This is a genomic window from Sphingomonas abaci (genome assembly GCF_014199625.1).
Classification (GTDB): Bacteria; Pseudomonadota; Alphaproteobacteria; order Sphingomonadales; family Sphingomonadaceae; genus Sphingomonas; species Sphingomonas abaci.
Genome location: NZ_JACHNY010000019.1, coordinates 12,754 through 27,977, shown reverse-complemented (window position 1 = coordinate 27,977; position 15,224 = coordinate 12,754). Strand labels below are relative to the sequence as shown.

17 protein-coding genes and 1 pseudogene are annotated in these 15,224 nt (G+C 58.9%); 10 read left to right on the top strand and 8 right to left on the bottom strand.

Features of this window, described 5'->3' with window-relative positions; genetic code table 11:
• Positions 1–96: 96 nt before the first annotated feature.
• From GGQ96_RS20125 to GGQ96_RS20115, 3 genes and pseudogenes are all read left to right on the top strand, one after another.
• Positions 97–453 (top strand): annotated as a pseudogene (locus GGQ96_RS20125) (integrase core domain-containing protein); the annotation flags it as partial.
• Between the two features lie 568 nt (positions 454–1,021).
• A complete protein-coding gene (locus GGQ96_RS20120; protein ID WP_184117049.1) occupies positions 1,022–1,459 on the top strand; it encodes a WapI family immunity protein in 438 nt (145 codons plus the stop codon).
• Between the two features lie 1,244 nt (positions 1,460–2,703).
• Complete coding sequence (locus tag GGQ96_RS20115; protein WP_184117048.1) at positions 2,704–3,138, top strand: DUF7684 family protein; 435 nt, start codon at positions 2,704–2,706, stop codon at positions 3,136–3,138.
• 487 nt (positions 3,139–3,625) lie between these two features.
• Here GGQ96_RS20115 and GGQ96_RS20110 read toward each other — a convergent pair whose 3' ends face one another.
• The 6 genes from GGQ96_RS20110 to GGQ96_RS20085 form a co-directional block, all read right to left on the bottom strand.
• Positions 3,626–3,856, bottom strand: coding sequence for a hypothetical protein (locus tag GGQ96_RS20110; RefSeq protein WP_184117047.1), 231 nt, complete (start codon positions 3,854–3,856; stop codon positions 3,626–3,628).
• A gap of 42 nt (positions 3,857–3,898) precedes the next feature.
• Positions 3,899–4,168: a hypothetical protein gene (locus GGQ96_RS20105; RefSeq protein WP_184117046.1), complete on the bottom strand. Its 270-nt coding sequence runs from the start codon at positions 4,166–4,168 to the stop codon at positions 3,899–3,901.
• 184 nt (positions 4,169–4,352) lie between these two features.
• Entirely contained in the window at positions 4,353–4,943 is a 591-nt protein-coding gene (locus tag GGQ96_RS20100; RefSeq protein ID WP_184117045.1) for a hypothetical protein, read from the bottom strand.
• A gap of 278 nt (positions 4,944–5,221) precedes the next feature.
• Complete coding sequence (locus GGQ96_RS20095; protein WP_184117044.1) at positions 5,222–5,683, bottom strand: VOC family protein; 462 nt, start codon at positions 5,681–5,683, stop codon at positions 5,222–5,224.
• Positions 5,684–5,907: 224 nt separating this feature from the next.
• Positions 5,908–6,303: a DUF4279 domain-containing protein gene (locus tag GGQ96_RS20090; protein WP_184117043.1), complete on the bottom strand. Its 396-nt coding sequence runs from the start codon at positions 6,301–6,303 to the stop codon at positions 5,908–5,910.
• A gap of 104 nt (positions 6,304–6,407) precedes the next feature.
• Positions 6,408–6,848, bottom strand: coding sequence for a hypothetical protein (locus GGQ96_RS20085; protein ID WP_184117042.1), 441 nt, complete (start codon positions 6,846–6,848; stop codon positions 6,408–6,410).
• 104 nt (positions 6,849–6,952) lie between these two features.
• Between GGQ96_RS20085 and GGQ96_RS20080 the strand changes: the two genes are divergently transcribed.
• Positions 6,953–7,414 (top strand): acyl carrier protein, encoded by a 462-nt coding sequence (locus tag GGQ96_RS20080; protein ID WP_184117041.1) that lies wholly within the window; start codon positions 6,953–6,955, stop codon positions 7,412–7,414.
• A 156-nt stretch (positions 7,415–7,570) separates the two neighbouring features.
• On the opposite strand, the gene GGQ96_RS20075 is transcribed toward GGQ96_RS20080, so the two are convergent.
• Complete coding sequence (locus GGQ96_RS20075; RefSeq protein ID WP_184117040.1) at positions 7,571–9,496, bottom strand: AI-2E family transporter; 1,926 nt, start codon at positions 9,494–9,496, stop codon at positions 7,571–7,573.
• A gap of 457 nt (positions 9,497–9,953) precedes the next feature.
• Here GGQ96_RS20075 and GGQ96_RS20070 point away from each other — a divergent pair, with 457 nt between their 5' ends.
• The 4 genes from GGQ96_RS20070 to GGQ96_RS20055 all read left to right on the top strand — a co-directional run bounded on the left by GGQ96_RS20070 (position 9,954) and on the right by GGQ96_RS20055 (position 11,182).
• On the top strand, positions 9,954–10,136 hold the full coding sequence (locus GGQ96_RS20070) for a hypothetical protein (protein WP_184117039.1): 183 nt from the start codon (positions 9,954–9,956) through the stop codon (positions 10,134–10,136).
• 220 nt (positions 10,137–10,356) lie between these two features.
• Positions 10,357–10,731, top strand: a complete 375-nt coding sequence (locus GGQ96_RS20065; RefSeq protein WP_246360747.1) for a hypothetical protein — start codon at positions 10,357–10,359, stop codon at positions 10,729–10,731.
• The gene (locus GGQ96_RS20060; protein WP_184117038.1) at positions 10,728–10,994 is read left to right on the top strand and encodes a hypothetical protein; all 267 of its coding nucleotides are present in this window, start codon (positions 10,728–10,730) and stop codon (positions 10,992–10,994) included. Before GGQ96_RS20065 ends, GGQ96_RS20060 begins: the two co-directional genes overlap by 4 nt.
• Positions 10,991–11,182, top strand: coding sequence for a hypothetical protein (locus GGQ96_RS20055; protein WP_184117037.1), 192 nt, complete (start codon positions 10,991–10,993; stop codon positions 11,180–11,182). The genes GGQ96_RS20060 and GGQ96_RS20055 overlap by 4 nt, the downstream gene beginning before the upstream one ends.
• 466 nt (positions 11,183–11,648) lie before the next feature.
• Here GGQ96_RS20055 and GGQ96_RS20050 read toward each other — a convergent pair whose 3' ends face one another.
• Positions 11,649–12,308 (bottom strand): PEPxxWA-CTERM sorting domain-containing protein, encoded by a 660-nt coding sequence (locus GGQ96_RS20050; protein WP_246360746.1) that lies wholly within the window; start codon positions 12,306–12,308, stop codon positions 11,649–11,651.
• A gap of 818 nt (positions 12,309–13,126) precedes the next feature.
• Here GGQ96_RS20050 and GGQ96_RS20045 point away from each other — a divergent pair.
• Positions 13,127–13,519 (top strand): type II toxin-antitoxin system HicB family antitoxin, encoded by a 393-nt coding sequence (locus GGQ96_RS20045; protein WP_184117036.1) that lies wholly within the window; start codon positions 13,127–13,129, stop codon positions 13,517–13,519.
• A 346-nt stretch (positions 13,520–13,865) separates the two neighbouring features.
• On the top strand, positions 13,866–15,197 hold the full coding sequence (locus GGQ96_RS20040) for an acyltransferase family protein (protein WP_184117035.1): 1,332 nt from the start codon (positions 13,866–13,868) through the stop codon (positions 15,195–15,197).
• The last annotated feature ends 27 nt before the right edge of the window (positions 15,198–15,224 follow it).

The window sequence follows — 15,224 nt, the reverse complement described above, 5'->3', positions numbered from 1 at the left end:
GCCATGGCTTGCCCTGATGAAGCCTGCGGCCGCTTCGCGGCCTTGTCTTCATCAGGGCCATAGCGGCTCCCGTTCCAGCGCTTCCCAATGTGCTATGGCACCGAGCTCACCTCGGTCGCCATCCTGCGTTGGTCGCAGGAACGGCAGGTCGAGTGGCATTACATCGCGCCCGGCAAGCCGACCCAGAACGCCTTCGTGGAAAGCTTCAACGGCCGCCTGCGCGACGTGTAACCGCATGCGATTACACTCAACGAGACGCTGTTCACCTCGCTGGCCCACGCCAGAGCGGTGCTGGCTGCCTGGCGGCACGACTACGACACCGTCAGGCCGCACTCCCAGCTTGGCGGACGTACCCCCGCCCAGATCGCCGGCCAACGTGGTCCGGGGCATGCCCCGGACCACGTTGCCATCCCCTCAACCATCAAGCATGAACCCCGGGGACTTTACGTCTGAGCGGTAACAAGACGGGGAGCACGTCACGTCGATTCAACGGTCCGGAGGGAAAAGCAGTCGTTCGAGAGAAAGTGGACTGCACCGCCAGATGAAAAGGCGTGACCATCATGGCCGCATTTGGGCGTTAGGGGAATCGCCGCTTGTGGTGGGAAGTGGACGTCCGTTATCGCACGGGCGTCAAGGCCGAGCACGCGATTGCTCCCCCGACGTAGCCACCTTCCCCGTCTATATCGCTCTGTGGCTCATCGAAGATGACCCAGGCCTCTTCGTACGTCTCGCCATTCCGAGAAATTAGCATTGTGGTCTCGTCCGCACGTTGCTGGTTTGGCGCCGGTGGGCCAAAATTTGGGTAGTTGGACACCGTCCCGATTGCGCCTGGTGCCCAATTATAATCGGGAGAAACTTGGACTCGTTCGCCAACTCGGAATGCCATTTGCCGAACTTGCACCGTAACGTCGATGTCTGCAAATGGGCGGAAGCGGAATGGCCGCTTATGGGAGGAAAGCGGACGTTCCGCCACGGACGCAGGGCACTAGGAAGTGGACTTGCGGCATGGCATGTTGGAGGCATGGATACCGAGCCTGACCTGACTTTCTGCGGCCTTTCGCTTTGGGTGCAAGGCCGGGAGTTTCCCGCCGCGTCGGATTACTGGGACGGCAATTGGCTGGTAATCCGAGCTGAAATGAAAGCATCTGGCGCACTCGTGGAATGCGGCGGCCCCATCCTCATGACGGGAGATGTTGAGCGGTTTCGCAACGGCGTTGTGGGAATGGTAACAACACTCTCCGGGGAGGCAGCCTTGGAAGGATTTGAACCTGGTATCAGGCTCGCCTTGCGGATGCGTGGCAGAGGCCATGTTGAGGGAGTGGTTGATATAACCCCGGATCACCTAAACCAGCAGCACCGCTTCAACGTGGAGGCCGATCAGTCCTTCCTTCCAGCGCTCGTCTCTTCGTGTGACGCGATCTTGGATAGGTTTCCTGTGACCAACGCACTAGCGCAATAGGAGGCTTATGCCCGCAACTGGGTGTTAGGTGCCATTCTTTTCGGTGCTATAAAGCGGACCGATGAGGCGACAGGCTTTGACATTCTCTAAGATGCTCAGAAAGCAGACTGCTCCCGGGCGTCGCTACATATATGGCGAGGCATCGCTCGGCGAGTTAAACGAGGCATTCTGGTCAAGCACAATCGTTTGGACAGCGGGGGAGTATAAGCGTCAGTGGGTGGCTGCGGCGAGACTTTGCCTGGATTCATATCGGCCTGTGCTACTTTACACCGATGTTGGGCTAAAGGCGTCGATGGCATATCACGTTGTACCAGCGGCAAATGGCTTGCTTATCTTCGAGCAGGGATTCCGCACCGTGCTCCGACCTCTTACCCGCGAAAGCGTGGCCCGAGAGCTTCTGAGTTCACGAGCCCGCGTATCCCACTGGAATGCCCCGCTTGCGTCTCTGCACTCACTTGCCACCAGCAGATGAATGCCTGAGATCTGGGCAGTAGCGGCACCGTCTACCGTGCCGCCGCTGATGTCCGCTGATAGGGCAAAAGCGGAATGGCTGCCTCTGGGAGGAAAGCGGACGTAGTGGTCAGTTGGCAGACCATATGCCAAACTTGCCCGGTTCGGGCGTCGCAACCGTTGTGAGATGCGTCACCGATCGGACGTTAAGACCTAACATTTTGATCAAAAATAGATGAAGGTTCGATGAGTCGATTTCTGCGTTTAAGTCGGCCTCGAAGCTCTGTTCGGAACAAGCGGCAAAATTCCCCCATCGGTGTTTACCAACAGCACTATCTTTCGGATTTTACGTTCGTCCAAAAACATCTTAGAGAAGATGTCGAACGTGCTGGCGGGTAGTGGGTCAGTTCGATCAAGCTCGTTCGCGATATCTCGCTTCATAGGAGAACCGTCGTCCATTAATCTATTGACGAAGATTGCACGAAATTGAACCTCGTCACGCTGCCACCACGCTTCGAACAGCCGCTGCACTTGCTGATTTTCCAAACCCGAAGAGCGGGGCGACTTGAGAGCAAAACTCCTAGCCGCCGCTGGCGTTGTGGCAAAAGCTGCTACTAACCCTAAAAGGCTTCTACGATCCATTAAAGCAGGATGATCGCATGTTTGAATGTCCGCAAGTGGGCGTTAGCGGCATGACCGCTTTTGGGAGGGAAGCGGAACGGCGGCTTTCGGGCGCGACGGTCCCAAAGCTGCCGTTTGCTTGCACTCGGTTCGACCGCCGCTAGGCTGCCATCATGCAAATTGACTATCTGCATCTACGTCCGGACGATGCGCCGCCAGCGATGGTGGCTCGTCCTTACCGAGCAGTGATGATCGCAGAGTTGGCCACAAGCCAGAGCTGGCGAAACGAGATTGCCTCGTGGCTTGTGCGGAGCGGATGCCTCTACTTCATCGCATGGGGCGTAGAATGTGAGGCGTGGCACGACACCGTGGACTGGACCGTGTTGGAGGAGTTCAATTTCGGTAACATACCTGACGACAAGTTCGTGATGACCACGTGGCATGAAAACGAACCGCTCGCGGAGGCTCTTTGGTTCGCGGGCCACAGCGCATCGCACCCGGACATCGAGCTTCACGAAACCGTGATCGTGCATATCGCGCTAGAAGAGCAGCGCGCCACCACGTTGCAACGCTATGGCGAAAGCCATGCGATGACAGACGGAAGCTAGCCCGCCGGTCGCGTCCTGAACGGCCTTCCGCTTCCGGGCAGCGCCAGCGTCGCGGCGAACAGCCGAGATTGGGCGGAAGCGGAATTTCCGCTTATGGGAGGTTAGCTGCCGTTCGCGAGCGGGTCTTTGTCAGGCGCACTACCGTTCCGAAGAACGACGTCTACGGCATCGCGCCAGTCTTCCCACATCGTACGATCTATCGGCGCGCCTTGCGGAGAGCTTACGTCCAAGCCCATCGTGCGATTGGTGGCGGACAGGATGGTCGCGATGTTATCCTCGACTCGGCCTCCCACCTCCCACCATCTTTCCAGGAAGCGTCGCATCGCGTCAAAGGCGGCGAGTTCATCCAAGGTGCGCAGTGGGGGTGAGCCTGTCCATTCGTCCATGCTTGGCATCGTAGCGAGGCGGAGAGTGTCCGCTAGTGGGCGATCGCGGACGTCCCATGCCGTGCCGCCGCCGATTTCAGCTTCTGGGAAGAAAGCCGACCTTAGCGTTCGTCTCGCCCGTTTATTGCGCGAACAGCCATAAAGGTGGCGAAAACGACGACAATCGTCGGCAGCAGGAACGGAATTTGTCGCCACCACAAACTTTCGGTGCCGGGTGCTGGGTCACCGAAAAGCCGGGCGCAATCGATAATTAGCGCCACGACACCGGCAAGTGCGGCGAAAAGGCAACCATTGCGATCGCCACTGCCCAGACCGTTGTAGCCCTTATTCATTTGGCCGTTATAACCTAGACGTGAATGGCAGCAATTGGGCGATCACCGCCGGTCGAACGCAATCGTCTCGGCTGCAGCGAACGGCGGGCTGACCACGGCTTCATACCAATCGGCACGGAAGCCCGGCAGTGCGGATAGATATGCGATCAGGTCTGGCCAGCCAGCCGCTTCCTCGTGGAACGACCATACATGCCCAGCGACCTCGACATCGCAGCAGATTAAATCCGTCGTAATTTCATCCCGTTTGTAAAAGATCACCGCACGGACGTCGGGCAGCGGTAACTGAACAAGGACGGCTGGCGTGATCGTCATTACGATATGATGCCTTGCTGAACGGAAGGCGGCAATCGGGAAGCACCAAGCCTGCCTCGAACGATCGGGTTTGGGCGGTAGCAGACATCTCCTGCCGCGCCGCCGCCGATGTTCGCTGCTGGGAGGAAAGCGGACCGGCCGCTTTCAGCACCACTGGTTGGATAACTACGCCTAGATCAAGCGCTTAGCTGAAAGCCATCCAAATTATACCGACAATAGAAACGCCAAGGGTGACGCACGAAGCCGGGATGGCAAAGAACACATATAGCGCATTGGACGACTTTTGGTCCGGTTCTGTTACAAGCCCAACCTTAGCTTGTTTGAGGATTGTCAGAATATCAGCAGGATCATGAGCATAGTCCTCGGCCGCTATGATTAGCTTGCCGCCACTGCGTTGGGGCAAGACTATTGAACGCGCTGCACCTTTACCATTTATACGCCGCAATACGGGTTCTTCCAACGCTAACCAAGGATGGTAGCGCCTCGTGCGCCCAAGGGTTAGTTCTACGCCACCTACAGTCACGCTTAGCAAATCAGGATGAACTAAACGACGAACCGTGCGCACTTGAAGCCACACGAAGAGGAGCGATATAGCTGTTAAAATGGCAAACATCGCGAGGCCGGCCATCCCTACATGATCTTCGCCCATTAGCGCATAGCCAAACATTGTAGCTAGAAACGCAACGGGAAGAAGAAAAGCCAATAGCACAATGACTTGCGGCAGAAGCCTCAGCCTGCTTACCTTCAGCGTTACGGCTCTGATTTCGGCGCTCATGAACGCGCCCTACCTCATAGTGGTTGCTGAAACCTTCTCTTTAGGATCGTACCGACGGGTCGGGGTTGACCCCATTCATCGATTTAAATGAACGAGTGACTGGTATCGGGAGCCCGGATCGTCGGCATGAACGTCGAGGTTTGGGCGTGAGCAGAAATGGGGTATGCTCGCCGCCATTCAGGGTACATCGAGCCAGAAACGGCGTGGAAATACGTCGCTGCGGCGGAGGGTGTCTCCGCCGCGAATGTCCGCTTTTGCGGAAAGTAGCCGCCGGCTAATCAACGGCTTGGCGGCTGCATGAACTCTATCGTGACATGATCGGGGCCTGACACGTACACCACCAAGGTTCCCTTGCGTGGACCACCTGGGATCGGCAGCGGACTACCCTTCGGCTTCCATCCTGCTGCCTCGACGCGGGCGATGGCGGCATGAATATCCCTTACAGTCAGAGCTATGTGGGCCGCCCCGATAGATCCTGCGCTGTCGGGCACCGTCCCATTCTGCAACCCGGTCGAATATTCCAACAGCTCAACCATATAGCCATCGGGCGCCTTGACGATCGCCGTACGCACTTTCGGATCAACGACACCTGTCACCTGATGCAAGAAGTCGCCGCCCATTTCAGATTGTCGCTCAAGTTTGAAAGCCAGCCCTTCGGTCCAAAACTGGATGGCTGCGTCCAAAGACGAAACAGTGAAGCCGGTGTGGTCTACGGCGAAAACATCTGTGGCATCAATCATGATCGGACATGTGCGATTGCCGCGGAATGGCCGCAAGAGGCGAGAGCGGACATGATCGCGGTGGAGAAGCCCTCCGCCGCGCCAGCGCGTCCTCCTCGTAAATCGTCTTTTCGCAGGTGAGGCATACCCCGCTCATACCCCATCGTAGACGACCAGGGGTTAGCGTCCGATTTTGGGAGGGAAGCGGACCTTCCGCGTTAGGGTCGGACATACGGAACAGCGGCCTAATCGACAGCGAAAAGATCAAGCCCCCAACTGACGCCGCAGGCGGCAAGTAGCATCATCTGGTTCGGCTCAAGCCAAACGCCGCATTGCGCGTCAGAGGGCACATACAGGCCGCCATAAATCGCTATTTGCTTGGGTCGGATCGTTTCCCGAAGTTCGGCGAAACGATCCTCTCGCCCTTTTAGATTGCCCAAGATGCGGACCAGCGCGTCGTCGTGCTGCTCACCGCCTGCGAGGCGCTGGCTTTCTGCTTCGTGCCACCAACCGTTGAACCTTCGCGGTCTGCCGCTTGGCGACGGCTCACCTATCCGACCGACAGACGTTGGCTCAAAGCCGATCGTTCTCGTGACTATGGTCGGATCTACATCGAAGCCAGTGATACAGAGTGCGAGCATCGCCGCAGTATGTCTGCTTTCAGGCGTTCCGCAAACCTCGCTGAATGTCCTCGTGTGGGCGTAAACAGACAGCTTTCCGACTCAGCCACGACGGCAACCGGTGGTCAGTTGCCCTTGAACATTCCACCGCTCGCCAGCATCTCACCACAGGGAGCCGCGTCATTCTTGTATCTGGGTTGTGGAACAATCCGAACCTGACGGCCGCCGACAACCACTGAGGATGGAACGCGAACCTGCTTCGCACGGTCGAAGCGGAGCGCCAAAGTTCTCGGCTCGAGCCAATGAAGATCGACGCCATACGCGCAGTCACTTCGGACCGCCCCGTACAAATTACCCGCACTCACTGGCGGTTCGCCCTGGTGATCAGCCGGATGAAGCTCGACCAGGTAGCCAAACGAGGTTGTCGCTCCGCCATTAGTCTGCAGCAGGATGGCATGCGTGCGACCATCCGGCGAGTTGGCCCACGCCACCTCATCTCGGGAAGTACTGCCGAGCGGATCGCAAGCCGCTAGGAACAGCAGCAGGAAAGCAGCAAGACGGTACATGTCTTGCAGCCTGCCAGGTCCGGGGCATGTCCGCAATTGGGCGTAAGCGGAATGGCCGCTTATGGGAGGATTGCGGACGTTCAGCGGCATGCTAGTTTGATACAATGACCGAAGAGCCTATCGCCCAGCTCCGCAGGCTGCTGATCGAGGAGCACGGCATTCCTGCCGCGGACGTGACCAATGACGCCCGTATTGTCCACGATCTTGGTATCGATGGCGATGATGCGGCAGAACTCTTGCAGCGGCTACACGTTGATTTCGGCACTGACTTTGAAGCCTTAGACAAACAATGGAAGCTGTTTTTCAACTCCGAGGGGGCGGGCTGGCGATCGATCCTCCTCGGCATCCCTTTGCTCCTAGTATGCGGCGGCGCCGCTGGCATCATTGTTGGTCGTTATGGTTGGCCAAAAATCATGGCCTACGGCTTAGCAGTGACAGTCTTCTTTGCCGCCTCATGGCTCTTCTCACGCTGGTTCGGTGCCGAGTTGCGGCCGCTCACCGTGTCAGGGTTAGCAGAGATAATTCAGGCGGGACGCTGGCCATTAGATCCTACGACCGTCCACTAAAGGACTTGCCGCAGGAACGTCCCAATGGCTGCACCTGGGCGGTAACGGAATGGTCGCTTGTAGGAGGAGAGCGGCCTGTCAGTTCTAGGGCAACCCAATCCGGCAAGCGGCCATTCGTTTAGACGAACGGCTTGTACACCTACCCTGCTACCCAAATTACGCAGTTGCCTCTCCCCTCGCCGTGGTAGCGGTGGCCAGACACGTTTCCACAGCACCGCCAAGCGAACCAATATAGTGGTCGGCACCCAGCGCACGTTGGATCTGCAGGTCGCTCAAGGCTGCTTCACCCTCTGGCCAAAGCCCGACCAGGATAGGAACGGCACCGGTACGCGCACGCAGGCGCCGAACGAGGTAGCGCAGATGAGAAGGCGCTCCGCCGATCTCGAGATAGGAGACGCAGACCAGTCGCGCATTCGACGCGTCCAGGTTGCCGATATTGGCACGTGATCCTGCGTCATGGGTCACCCGGCGGACACCAAAGCCGCGTTTGGTGAGAAGCTGCGCCATCATCGCGGTCACCGCATCGTCCAAGACGCCTCGGCCTGCGACACACAGGATCGATCCCTCCGTGCGCCAGTCGGCCGGGGCTTCTGGAAGCACATGGGGGGCGGTTTCAGCAAACCCCGCAGCGACCTCTGGCACCGGGTTGAGCGGAGGCTCGGGAGTATTGGCCGCACTGGCCGTGTCGTCGGCTTCGGACAGTTCGCTGACCAGTTCCAGCATGCCATCCACGATACGACCAACCTTGGCGCGATCGATCGCGCCGCGGGCAACATCGGCCGCAGCGAGCTTGAGCGCCGGTAGCGCCACTTCATCATAATAGGCCGTCAGCGAGCGTTCGGCGAGCTGGGTTTCCGCTTGGGCGAGCGCCTCGTCCGGATCGCCTGCGAGCATCCGCTGATAGAAGCTTTCGACCGGGGTCAGCGCTGGCCGGTCGCCGAGCAGGACATCGAGAAACTCCAGGCTAGGGATATGTCGCCCGAGCACAACGAGACAGAGGGTGAGGGGCATGGACAGGACGAGGCCGACCGGCCCCCATATCCATGTCCAGAATACCGCCGCCAGCACGACGGAAAGCGGCGAGAGGCCCGTCGAGTGGCCATAGAGCAGAGGCTCCACGACATAGCCGATCAACGGTTCGAGGATGACGAACAGCGCGACGACCTCCAGCATCGTCGTCCAGCCGGGATCGGCGCCGGCGGCGATCGCCAGCGGTAGCGTCGCACCGAGCAGTGCCCCGATATAGGGAACGAAGCGCAAGATGCCGGCAAGGATACCCCAGAGAGCCGGGACGGGCAGCCCGATCAGCCACAGCCCGGTACCCACGATCAAGCCGAAGCTCGCATTAACAGCGAGCTGTGAGAGGAAGTAGCGACTGAGCCTTTTGCCGGCATCGTCCATCGCGGCGGTGGTTCGATGCAGATCGGAGGATCCGAACAGTCGAATGAGCCGGTCCCGCAGATCCTCCTTTTGCATCAGGATGAAGATGGCCACGACCAGAACGATCACGAAGGTTTCGAAGGGAGCGACGATCGGCTCCAGATAGCCGCCGACCTGTTCGAGTATCGGTGTCTTTCGCTCGCTGATCCTGACTTCCAGTGGGTTCGTTTTGGTACCTCTGACCGCAGCGCCATCGATCGAAGACGGAGCCGGCCTGGGTGTGGCTGGAGTCAGAATGCGAAGCTGATTGGCGGCAAAGTGTTGGACACGATCGACCTTTGCCTGGATCGTTTCCGAATACGCCGGGGCGTTGTTGGCGAGAGAGGCCGCCTGCATTCCGACCATGGTGCCGATGCCGCCCAAAGTCGCTAATGCACTCAGCACCGCCAGCATGATGGCGAAGCCGCGTGGCACTCGCAGCCGGCGTAGCGCTGCGACGATTGGTGAAAGGACGAAGGACAAAAGTACCGCTAGTGTAATTGGGATCAACACGTCCTTGGCGAAAAAAAGTCCCGCGATTACAACCACGCCCACCGCCAAGCCCAGCAAGCCATTGAGGCCAGGCACCTGCGCCGGTGTTACGGTGGCATTCGATGCGCTCTCGACACCACTGCCGTCTTGCCTGGTTTGTGACTGGTCCATGTCGCGCTCCTTTGAAGCGCTAACCTTCCGGCGCTACCTTCGTGCCGCTGGATAGCGCACGAAATGCCTTTGCCGTGGCGGGCCGCCGCCATCGCATTGGCATCTAGTGTTTTTTTAACGTTAACGGATGGCGGAAGTTGGATGGGCGAGAAGAGCCCGTAAATGACTGGGGATGGGCGACTGTGGAACGGCTGCTTTCGGTCGTAACGGCCCAGCCCGGAGGCTTACCCATGTCTATGGGCGGAGTGGCCATAGCGTGTGCAGCGCCAAGCGGACGGCATAGGTTCGGCAGGCGTCAGGGCTGCGATCGGACATTACCTGCCGCAAAACCGTCACGGCTCGTTCTATGCTGATCTACTCGTGGCGGCCCATAAGCCCGACGATAGGCCGGTTTGCCGCAGGATTGCGAACATATAGAGAACAGGGTAGTAGGAGCTACGATGAGTCGGAGGCTCTTATGCAGGACATGGAACAGGCGTTTACCTTGGTTGCCTTCACGGGCGGCTGTCCGCAGGCAGCTTGGGTGTTCGCCACCGAAGGCGCCCGATTGACCCCGCTTGCCGATACCGAACAGTTCGATCGCTGGGTAAGCCTCGCTCACTGCGTTGACCGTATTCTGGCTTCGGTGACTGTTCATTGAGTGCTGAGATTCTACGGCTATCAGTGCCGCACTTCATCATCGGCAATGGCCATTGTCGCGCCGCTGGACCGGGCGGGCAGACCATCTGCCTCTTTCCGGCTGGCCACGATGGCGACCATCAGTTTCGTTCGTTCGAAGGATGCTTCGTGCGAGTGCCGTTCGGTCGTGGGATTCTGCCGTTCGGAGGCTTTGCATACTGATGGTGCATGCAGCGTGCGACGTGACCTATGTCTACGACAGCTGCCGCGCGAAGCGGGCAGGGGGGTACGCCTGCATCCGCGATGATGGCCACCATGGGCCGCACTACTATCGTGATCACCTGGGCCGCCGGCCGCCGGCCGATCGGCCGGCCGCCATCGACAAGCGGGAGCCGGATCCGCGGAAGGCGCTGCTGACGATCATGGCGGGGCAGGGCGACCGGGTGACGCTCGCCGCGCTGTCGCGCATGCTGGACCGGCCGTCGGGCTACCTAGGACGGTTCGTCGCAGACGGCGTGCCGACGGCCCTGCGCTCGGAAGAGCATGCACGGCTTGCCGACTTCTTCGGGGTCGACCAGCGCGCGCTCGGCGTCCGCGACCTGTGGCGGCGGGCATGAGGCTGGTAACGCGCGCCGAGCTGGCGACGACGATCCGCGTAGCGATCGCGGTGGCGCCGCCCTATGTGAAAAAGACGCTGGAGCTGCAGCATGCCCGCGCGCATGACATGCTGGTCGAGGATTTGACCTCCCGCATCATGGGCGCGCCGGAAAGCGAGACAGTGATCCTGCAGCCCGACCTTTCCGGCTTCGGCACCGGGTCCAAGCCCGGCGTCTGGGATCTAGACGAGCCGCACCCGCATCCCGAACTGAGGAAACGATGATGGCCCGCTGCCTATTGTGCACCAGCAACGACGAGCAAGCCGTGATCGAGCATCTGGCCAAAGCCATGTGGGACAGCCGCCAGGGCGAGTTCGAAGTCGCGACCCCCTGGGAGGATGCTGGGCCGACCTGGCAATGGAAGTTCCGCGAGATGGGAGTCGCCGCCCGGCACGCAATGTTAGTAAAATGATGCCGCCATTCGTCTGTGAGGTTGTGCGGGTGCATGACGGTGACGGTCCGCTGTGGTGCCGATCAGGGGAGAAGGTGCGCGTCGCAGGCATCCAAGCGCCAGACTATGAAGCTGCCGCCCCATGTCGCCGAAGGGCAGGGCAACGTCGAGCCTATCTCTGCGACGATGAGGCTGCAGATCGCAGCAAGCGCATCGTGTCGCGGCTAGTGCTCCGCCAACGTCTCACATGTCAGCCCGTAGGTATCAGCTACGCTCGGATTGTAGCGCGCTGCACCTTGCCGGACGGCAGATTGCTATCTTGCGCAGCTATCGCAGCAGGTGCGGCTGTTCGCTGGGATCAATATTGGCGGCGCTACCACATGGGTGATTGCCGCTAAAGCGAGGGGTTGTGAGGCCGCCGGCCTTTCAGCCGGCGGCTCCCATGCAACCTTACGGAACGAAGGTGACAGTTCTGCTCGGCATCAGGTCAGGAGAACGAGACCTTTGAAGACCGACGACGATAGCGAGATGCAACGGCAACCATGCCAAAGCCCAGCAACATCATCGCCCAGGTGGCGGGTTCAGGGACCGCAGCAACTTGACCTAGCATCAGGTTATTGGCGGTGGGGAAAATCGGGCCATTCGACAGGACTGAAGCGAGGGTGATTGAGCCAATCAGCCCGTCAGTTGAAAACCCAAGGAACGACGAAGTCGCTGACATTTCAATCGTACGGGTCACGGTTGCGCCGAGCGAGTCGGTCGCAGTCAAAACGACTGATCCGGGTGCGAACGCACCGCTGAGATCAGACGTGAAGAAAAATCCTCCAACAGCGGAAACGCTGTTGGAAAAGTTGCTAAACGTGATGATGTCGTCTGAGAAGTTAGTCGAAAGCCACTGATCGGACTCGCTGCCAGCGCCGAAAAAGGTGTCAGCAACAGACGCCGTGTAGCTGTAGTCGCCAGCCATACGATTGATCGGAGACGGCGTGGTACCCGTTATGTTGAAGCCGTCGAACGTGTCGGTGCCGATCCTGGACACAGCCGCCGCGAAATCGGATTGTGATGTGTAGACCGTAATTTCAGCCTGTGCTGACCCAGCCGAAAACAGGGCGAAGGCGAACGCTGCCGCAGCTATCGTCTTCTTCATCTAAATTTCCCCCTTTTTTGGATTAGTTTTCTCCGTTGCGGCTATCTTGCTAGCAGGCGTGGTAGTTAACAAGCACATGGTTAACCGCACCGATCCCGGTATGGGACGGCGTAACCCGGACACGGTACGAGCGAGAACTCAAGCGTGGAAACCTTGAAATGCCCCAAACCAGTTAGGCCGCGGCGCGGCGGAACGAAAAGCTGATTATGAGCCCATCAGGTAGTGGTGATGGAGCAGGGGCAGCCGTCGCAGGTCCCGTCAATTAATCTGCCGTTGGTAGGGCCTTGGCCATAGTCGTACGGTTTCGACCGTGGTTCGCCTCGTTCTCCGCGTCGAATTGTTTCCACTCGGCAGCAGTCAGGCAGAAGGAGCGGGCGAGCATGGTGCCTGTCGGCACAATCTTGCGGCAAATCCGATGTGGCCTAGGGTCGCTCTGCGATGCGGCGGGATCAGCAACAGCCATGGACAGGAGAAGCGCTACGGCCATCATGACAAAGCCACCTCGAACCGAGACGCAGCGAAATCGACCATGTCATGCCTCCTGATCTGAATTCTTCAGTCGTACAGCGGAGGAAGCCACTATGCAGCTACTGCCGTCAAATGAAGAATTGACAATCGTGCTGACCTATCAGCGAATGGGGTGGGTAAGTTGATTGGTGAGACATGTCATCCAGCCATCGGCTATCTTTTGATTAGCCGCCGCGGCGTGTTCAAGGTGATCGCAACATGCTGGCTGCGTCAATAGCCACCGGGGCCGGGCTTGGGCCCTCGACCGAATATCCTCGCTCTACCATGACGCATGTAGCAAGGAAGCCGATATGCCCGCCACCTACTATCCCGCCATCATTGGTCGCAGCGTCAGTGGCTATGGCGTCACCTTCCCCGACTTTCCTGGGTGTATCGCCAGCGGCACGACTGTGAGCGCGGCGTGCCTTGCGGGTGAGCAGGCTCTCGCCCTGCACGTCGAGGGCATGACGAGGGACAAGGATAACATCCCCGACCCGTCCGACCTCGACGCCATCCAGGAGGTCGAGGGGGCGGACGACGTGGCCCGGGTCATGATCCGTGTTGACGTGCCAGCCAAGGTCGAGCGAGTGCTGGTGTCAATCGACGCGAACCTGCTGCGCGCAATCGATGCGGCGGCGCCTAACCGCTCCGCCTTCTTTGCAGACGCTGCGCGGGCGCAATTGGCAGCCCGTTCCCGACCATAGCCTTGGGTGCCGCAGCCGCACCTAAGGCTGCACCGCGCCGAACGGTTCTCGTCCAATCTCGGCGAACGAGATCGCTACACCCCGGGCAGATACGGGGCCGACGTTGCAACTGAAGATCCGCGAGATGGGTGTTGCCGCTTGGCGGGCCTTGCTTACGGCCTAAGAGCATTCGATTGCGACAGCATTTCGTCCCGAAATAGCCACTTCGGATCAGTATAACGTTGCTCATTAACCATAACGATTATACCCCCTTTTGAAGAAAGGGGCAGCATCCTGGACGTAACCACTCAGGATCGCTCCCAAGCTTTGAACGTCGCGTAACACGGTTTCCTACAGGAGCGGTGATATGAAACAGCGACTGGAGGTCTTGGACGCCACGCGAGGAATCGCCGTAGCCGCCATGGTTTTTGGACATGTGTTGCTCTGGGGCGGCTATACATACGTCCATCCCGTGTTTGGTATGGTGCAGAAGGGTCTAACCTCGTTTCGGATGCCGGCCTTGATGCTGGTGAGTGGATTCTTGGCGCACTCTCTGCTGTCGCGCCCATTCCACAAGACGATTGATCGGTTGGCGCACTTCTCCTGGATTTATCTTGTCTGGTTGGTGCCGCTGTTAGTGCTTACGCCATTTGGAAACGAATTCTCGTTTTCTAACTATGCACAGAATTTGCCTAGGCCAGTCACAGTGCTGTGGTTTCTTTGGGTTCTGACGCTGTTCACCCTATCGATTCCGATAGTGCGGCTGTTGCCGCGACAGGTCATTCTTTTTGGATCGGTTGCACTAGGTGTCGCGAACTATGCAGGCTTCTTGAATATTGAGACGTATAGCTACGAAAATGCTGCGATCTATGCACTGATGTTCTATGCGGGATTGCTATATCGACCAGAAATTGAGCAAGTGTTGAGAGCCGAAATCTCGCGATCCTTGATGGTAAAGCTGATCTCTGCAGCGATCATGACGGCAGCTACAGCCAAGCTCCTGCGATCATGGTCGGGTCATGATCTGCTAGGCGGGCCACAACGGTTGTTGATTTGCCTGTCTGTGCTGTACCTGATCCGCATCGCCGTTGATTTGGTGCCCGGCGCGAGACGATTGTCCTTACTGGGGCGTCACACTCTGCCGATCTATGTCATCCACCTGCCGCTGCTGATGATCATACGCAAGCCGATAGCTACGGTGAACGGATCGCTAGCGCCTCTGATGACAACCATCCTGTTGATGGCAGCGTCTTTGCTGTTCTACTTTGTGGCCAAGCGTGCTCATCTGGAATGGCTGTTTGAGCGGCCGAATTGGCTGACCGCACTATGTAACCGCCTAAGCGAACGCAACGATGCCCTAAGTCCCTTGAAGGTTGCGCCGGTGCAAGTCGGCTTTTCCCGTGATCGATTTCACCGGCACGATCCCGCCCTCGACCTCCACGACAAACGCCGGCAAGCTCTGTGGCAAATCAGGACTGGTCGCCGGCGAAGCGTCGTCACCGAGCCCCACCCGTCTGCAGTCCTGGCGAAGTTCAGTGCCAACCGGCGCGCTCTCGCCGATCAAGCGCCGCATCTGATCATCGACCCACACATCGGTTTCGACCGAACAGGTGCGGTACCGATATCGCCCGATCAGAGCGCTTATGACGCTCAACAGGGTGAGCGCGATGACACACCTGACCGGCGGAAGATCGGGTAGCACATAGCTGGCGAGCCGCGACATGGC

Excerpts from the sequence above, each read along its gene's own strand:
- GGQ96_RS20120 (WP_184117049.1), top strand. The coding sequence starts at position 1,022 with ATGGATACCGAGCCTGACCTGACTTTCTGCGGCCTTTCGCTTTGGGTG.
- GGQ96_RS20115 (WP_184117048.1), top strand. The coding sequence starts at position 2,704 with ATGCAAATTGACTATCTGCATCTACGTCCGGACGATGCGCCGCCAGCG.
- GGQ96_RS20110 (WP_184117047.1), bottom strand. The coding sequence starts at position 3,856 with ATGAATAAGGGCTACAACGGTCTGGGCAGTGGCGATCGCAATGGTTGC.
- GGQ96_RS20105 (WP_184117046.1), bottom strand. The coding sequence starts at position 4,168 with ATGACGATCACGCCAGCCGTCCTTGTTCAGTTACCGCTGCCCGACGTC.
- GGQ96_RS20100 (WP_184117045.1), bottom strand. The coding sequence starts at position 4,943 with ATGAGCGCCGAAATCAGAGCCGTAACGCTGAAGGTAAGCAGGCTGAGG.
- GGQ96_RS20095 (WP_184117044.1), bottom strand. The coding sequence starts at position 5,683 with ATGATTGATGCCACAGATGTTTTCGCCGTAGACCACACCGGCTTCACT.
- GGQ96_RS20090 (WP_184117043.1), bottom strand. The coding sequence starts at position 6,303 with ATGCTCGCACTCTGTATCACTGGCTTCGATGTAGATCCGACCATAGTC.
- GGQ96_RS20085 (WP_184117042.1), bottom strand. The coding sequence starts at position 6,848 with ATGTACCGTCTTGCTGCTTTCCTGCTGCTGTTCCTAGCGGCTTGCGAT.
- GGQ96_RS20080 (WP_184117041.1), top strand. The coding sequence starts at position 6,953 with ATGACCGAAGAGCCTATCGCCCAGCTCCGCAGGCTGCTGATCGAGGAG.
- GGQ96_RS20075 (WP_184117040.1), bottom strand. The coding sequence starts at position 9,496 with ATGGACCAGTCACAAACCAGGCAAGACGGCAGTGGTGTCGAGAGCGCA.
- GGQ96_RS20070 (WP_184117039.1), top strand. The coding sequence starts at position 9,954 with ATGCAGGACATGGAACAGGCGTTTACCTTGGTTGCCTTCACGGGCGGC.
- GGQ96_RS20060 (WP_184117038.1), top strand. The coding sequence starts at position 10,728 with ATGAGGCTGGTAACGCGCGCCGAGCTGGCGACGACGATCCGCGTAGCG.
- GGQ96_RS20055 (WP_184117037.1), top strand. The coding sequence starts at position 10,991 with ATGATGGCCCGCTGCCTATTGTGCACCAGCAACGACGAGCAAGCCGTG.
- GGQ96_RS20050 (WP_246360746.1), bottom strand. The coding sequence starts at position 12,308 with ATGAAGAAGACGATAGCTGCGGCAGCGTTCGCCTTCGCCCTGTTTTCG.
- GGQ96_RS20045 (WP_184117036.1), top strand. The coding sequence starts at position 13,127 with ATGCCCGCCACCTACTATCCCGCCATCATTGGTCGCAGCGTCAGTGGC.
- GGQ96_RS20040 (WP_184117035.1), top strand. The coding sequence starts at position 13,866 with ATGAAACAGCGACTGGAGGTCTTGGACGCCACGCGAGGAATCGCCGTA.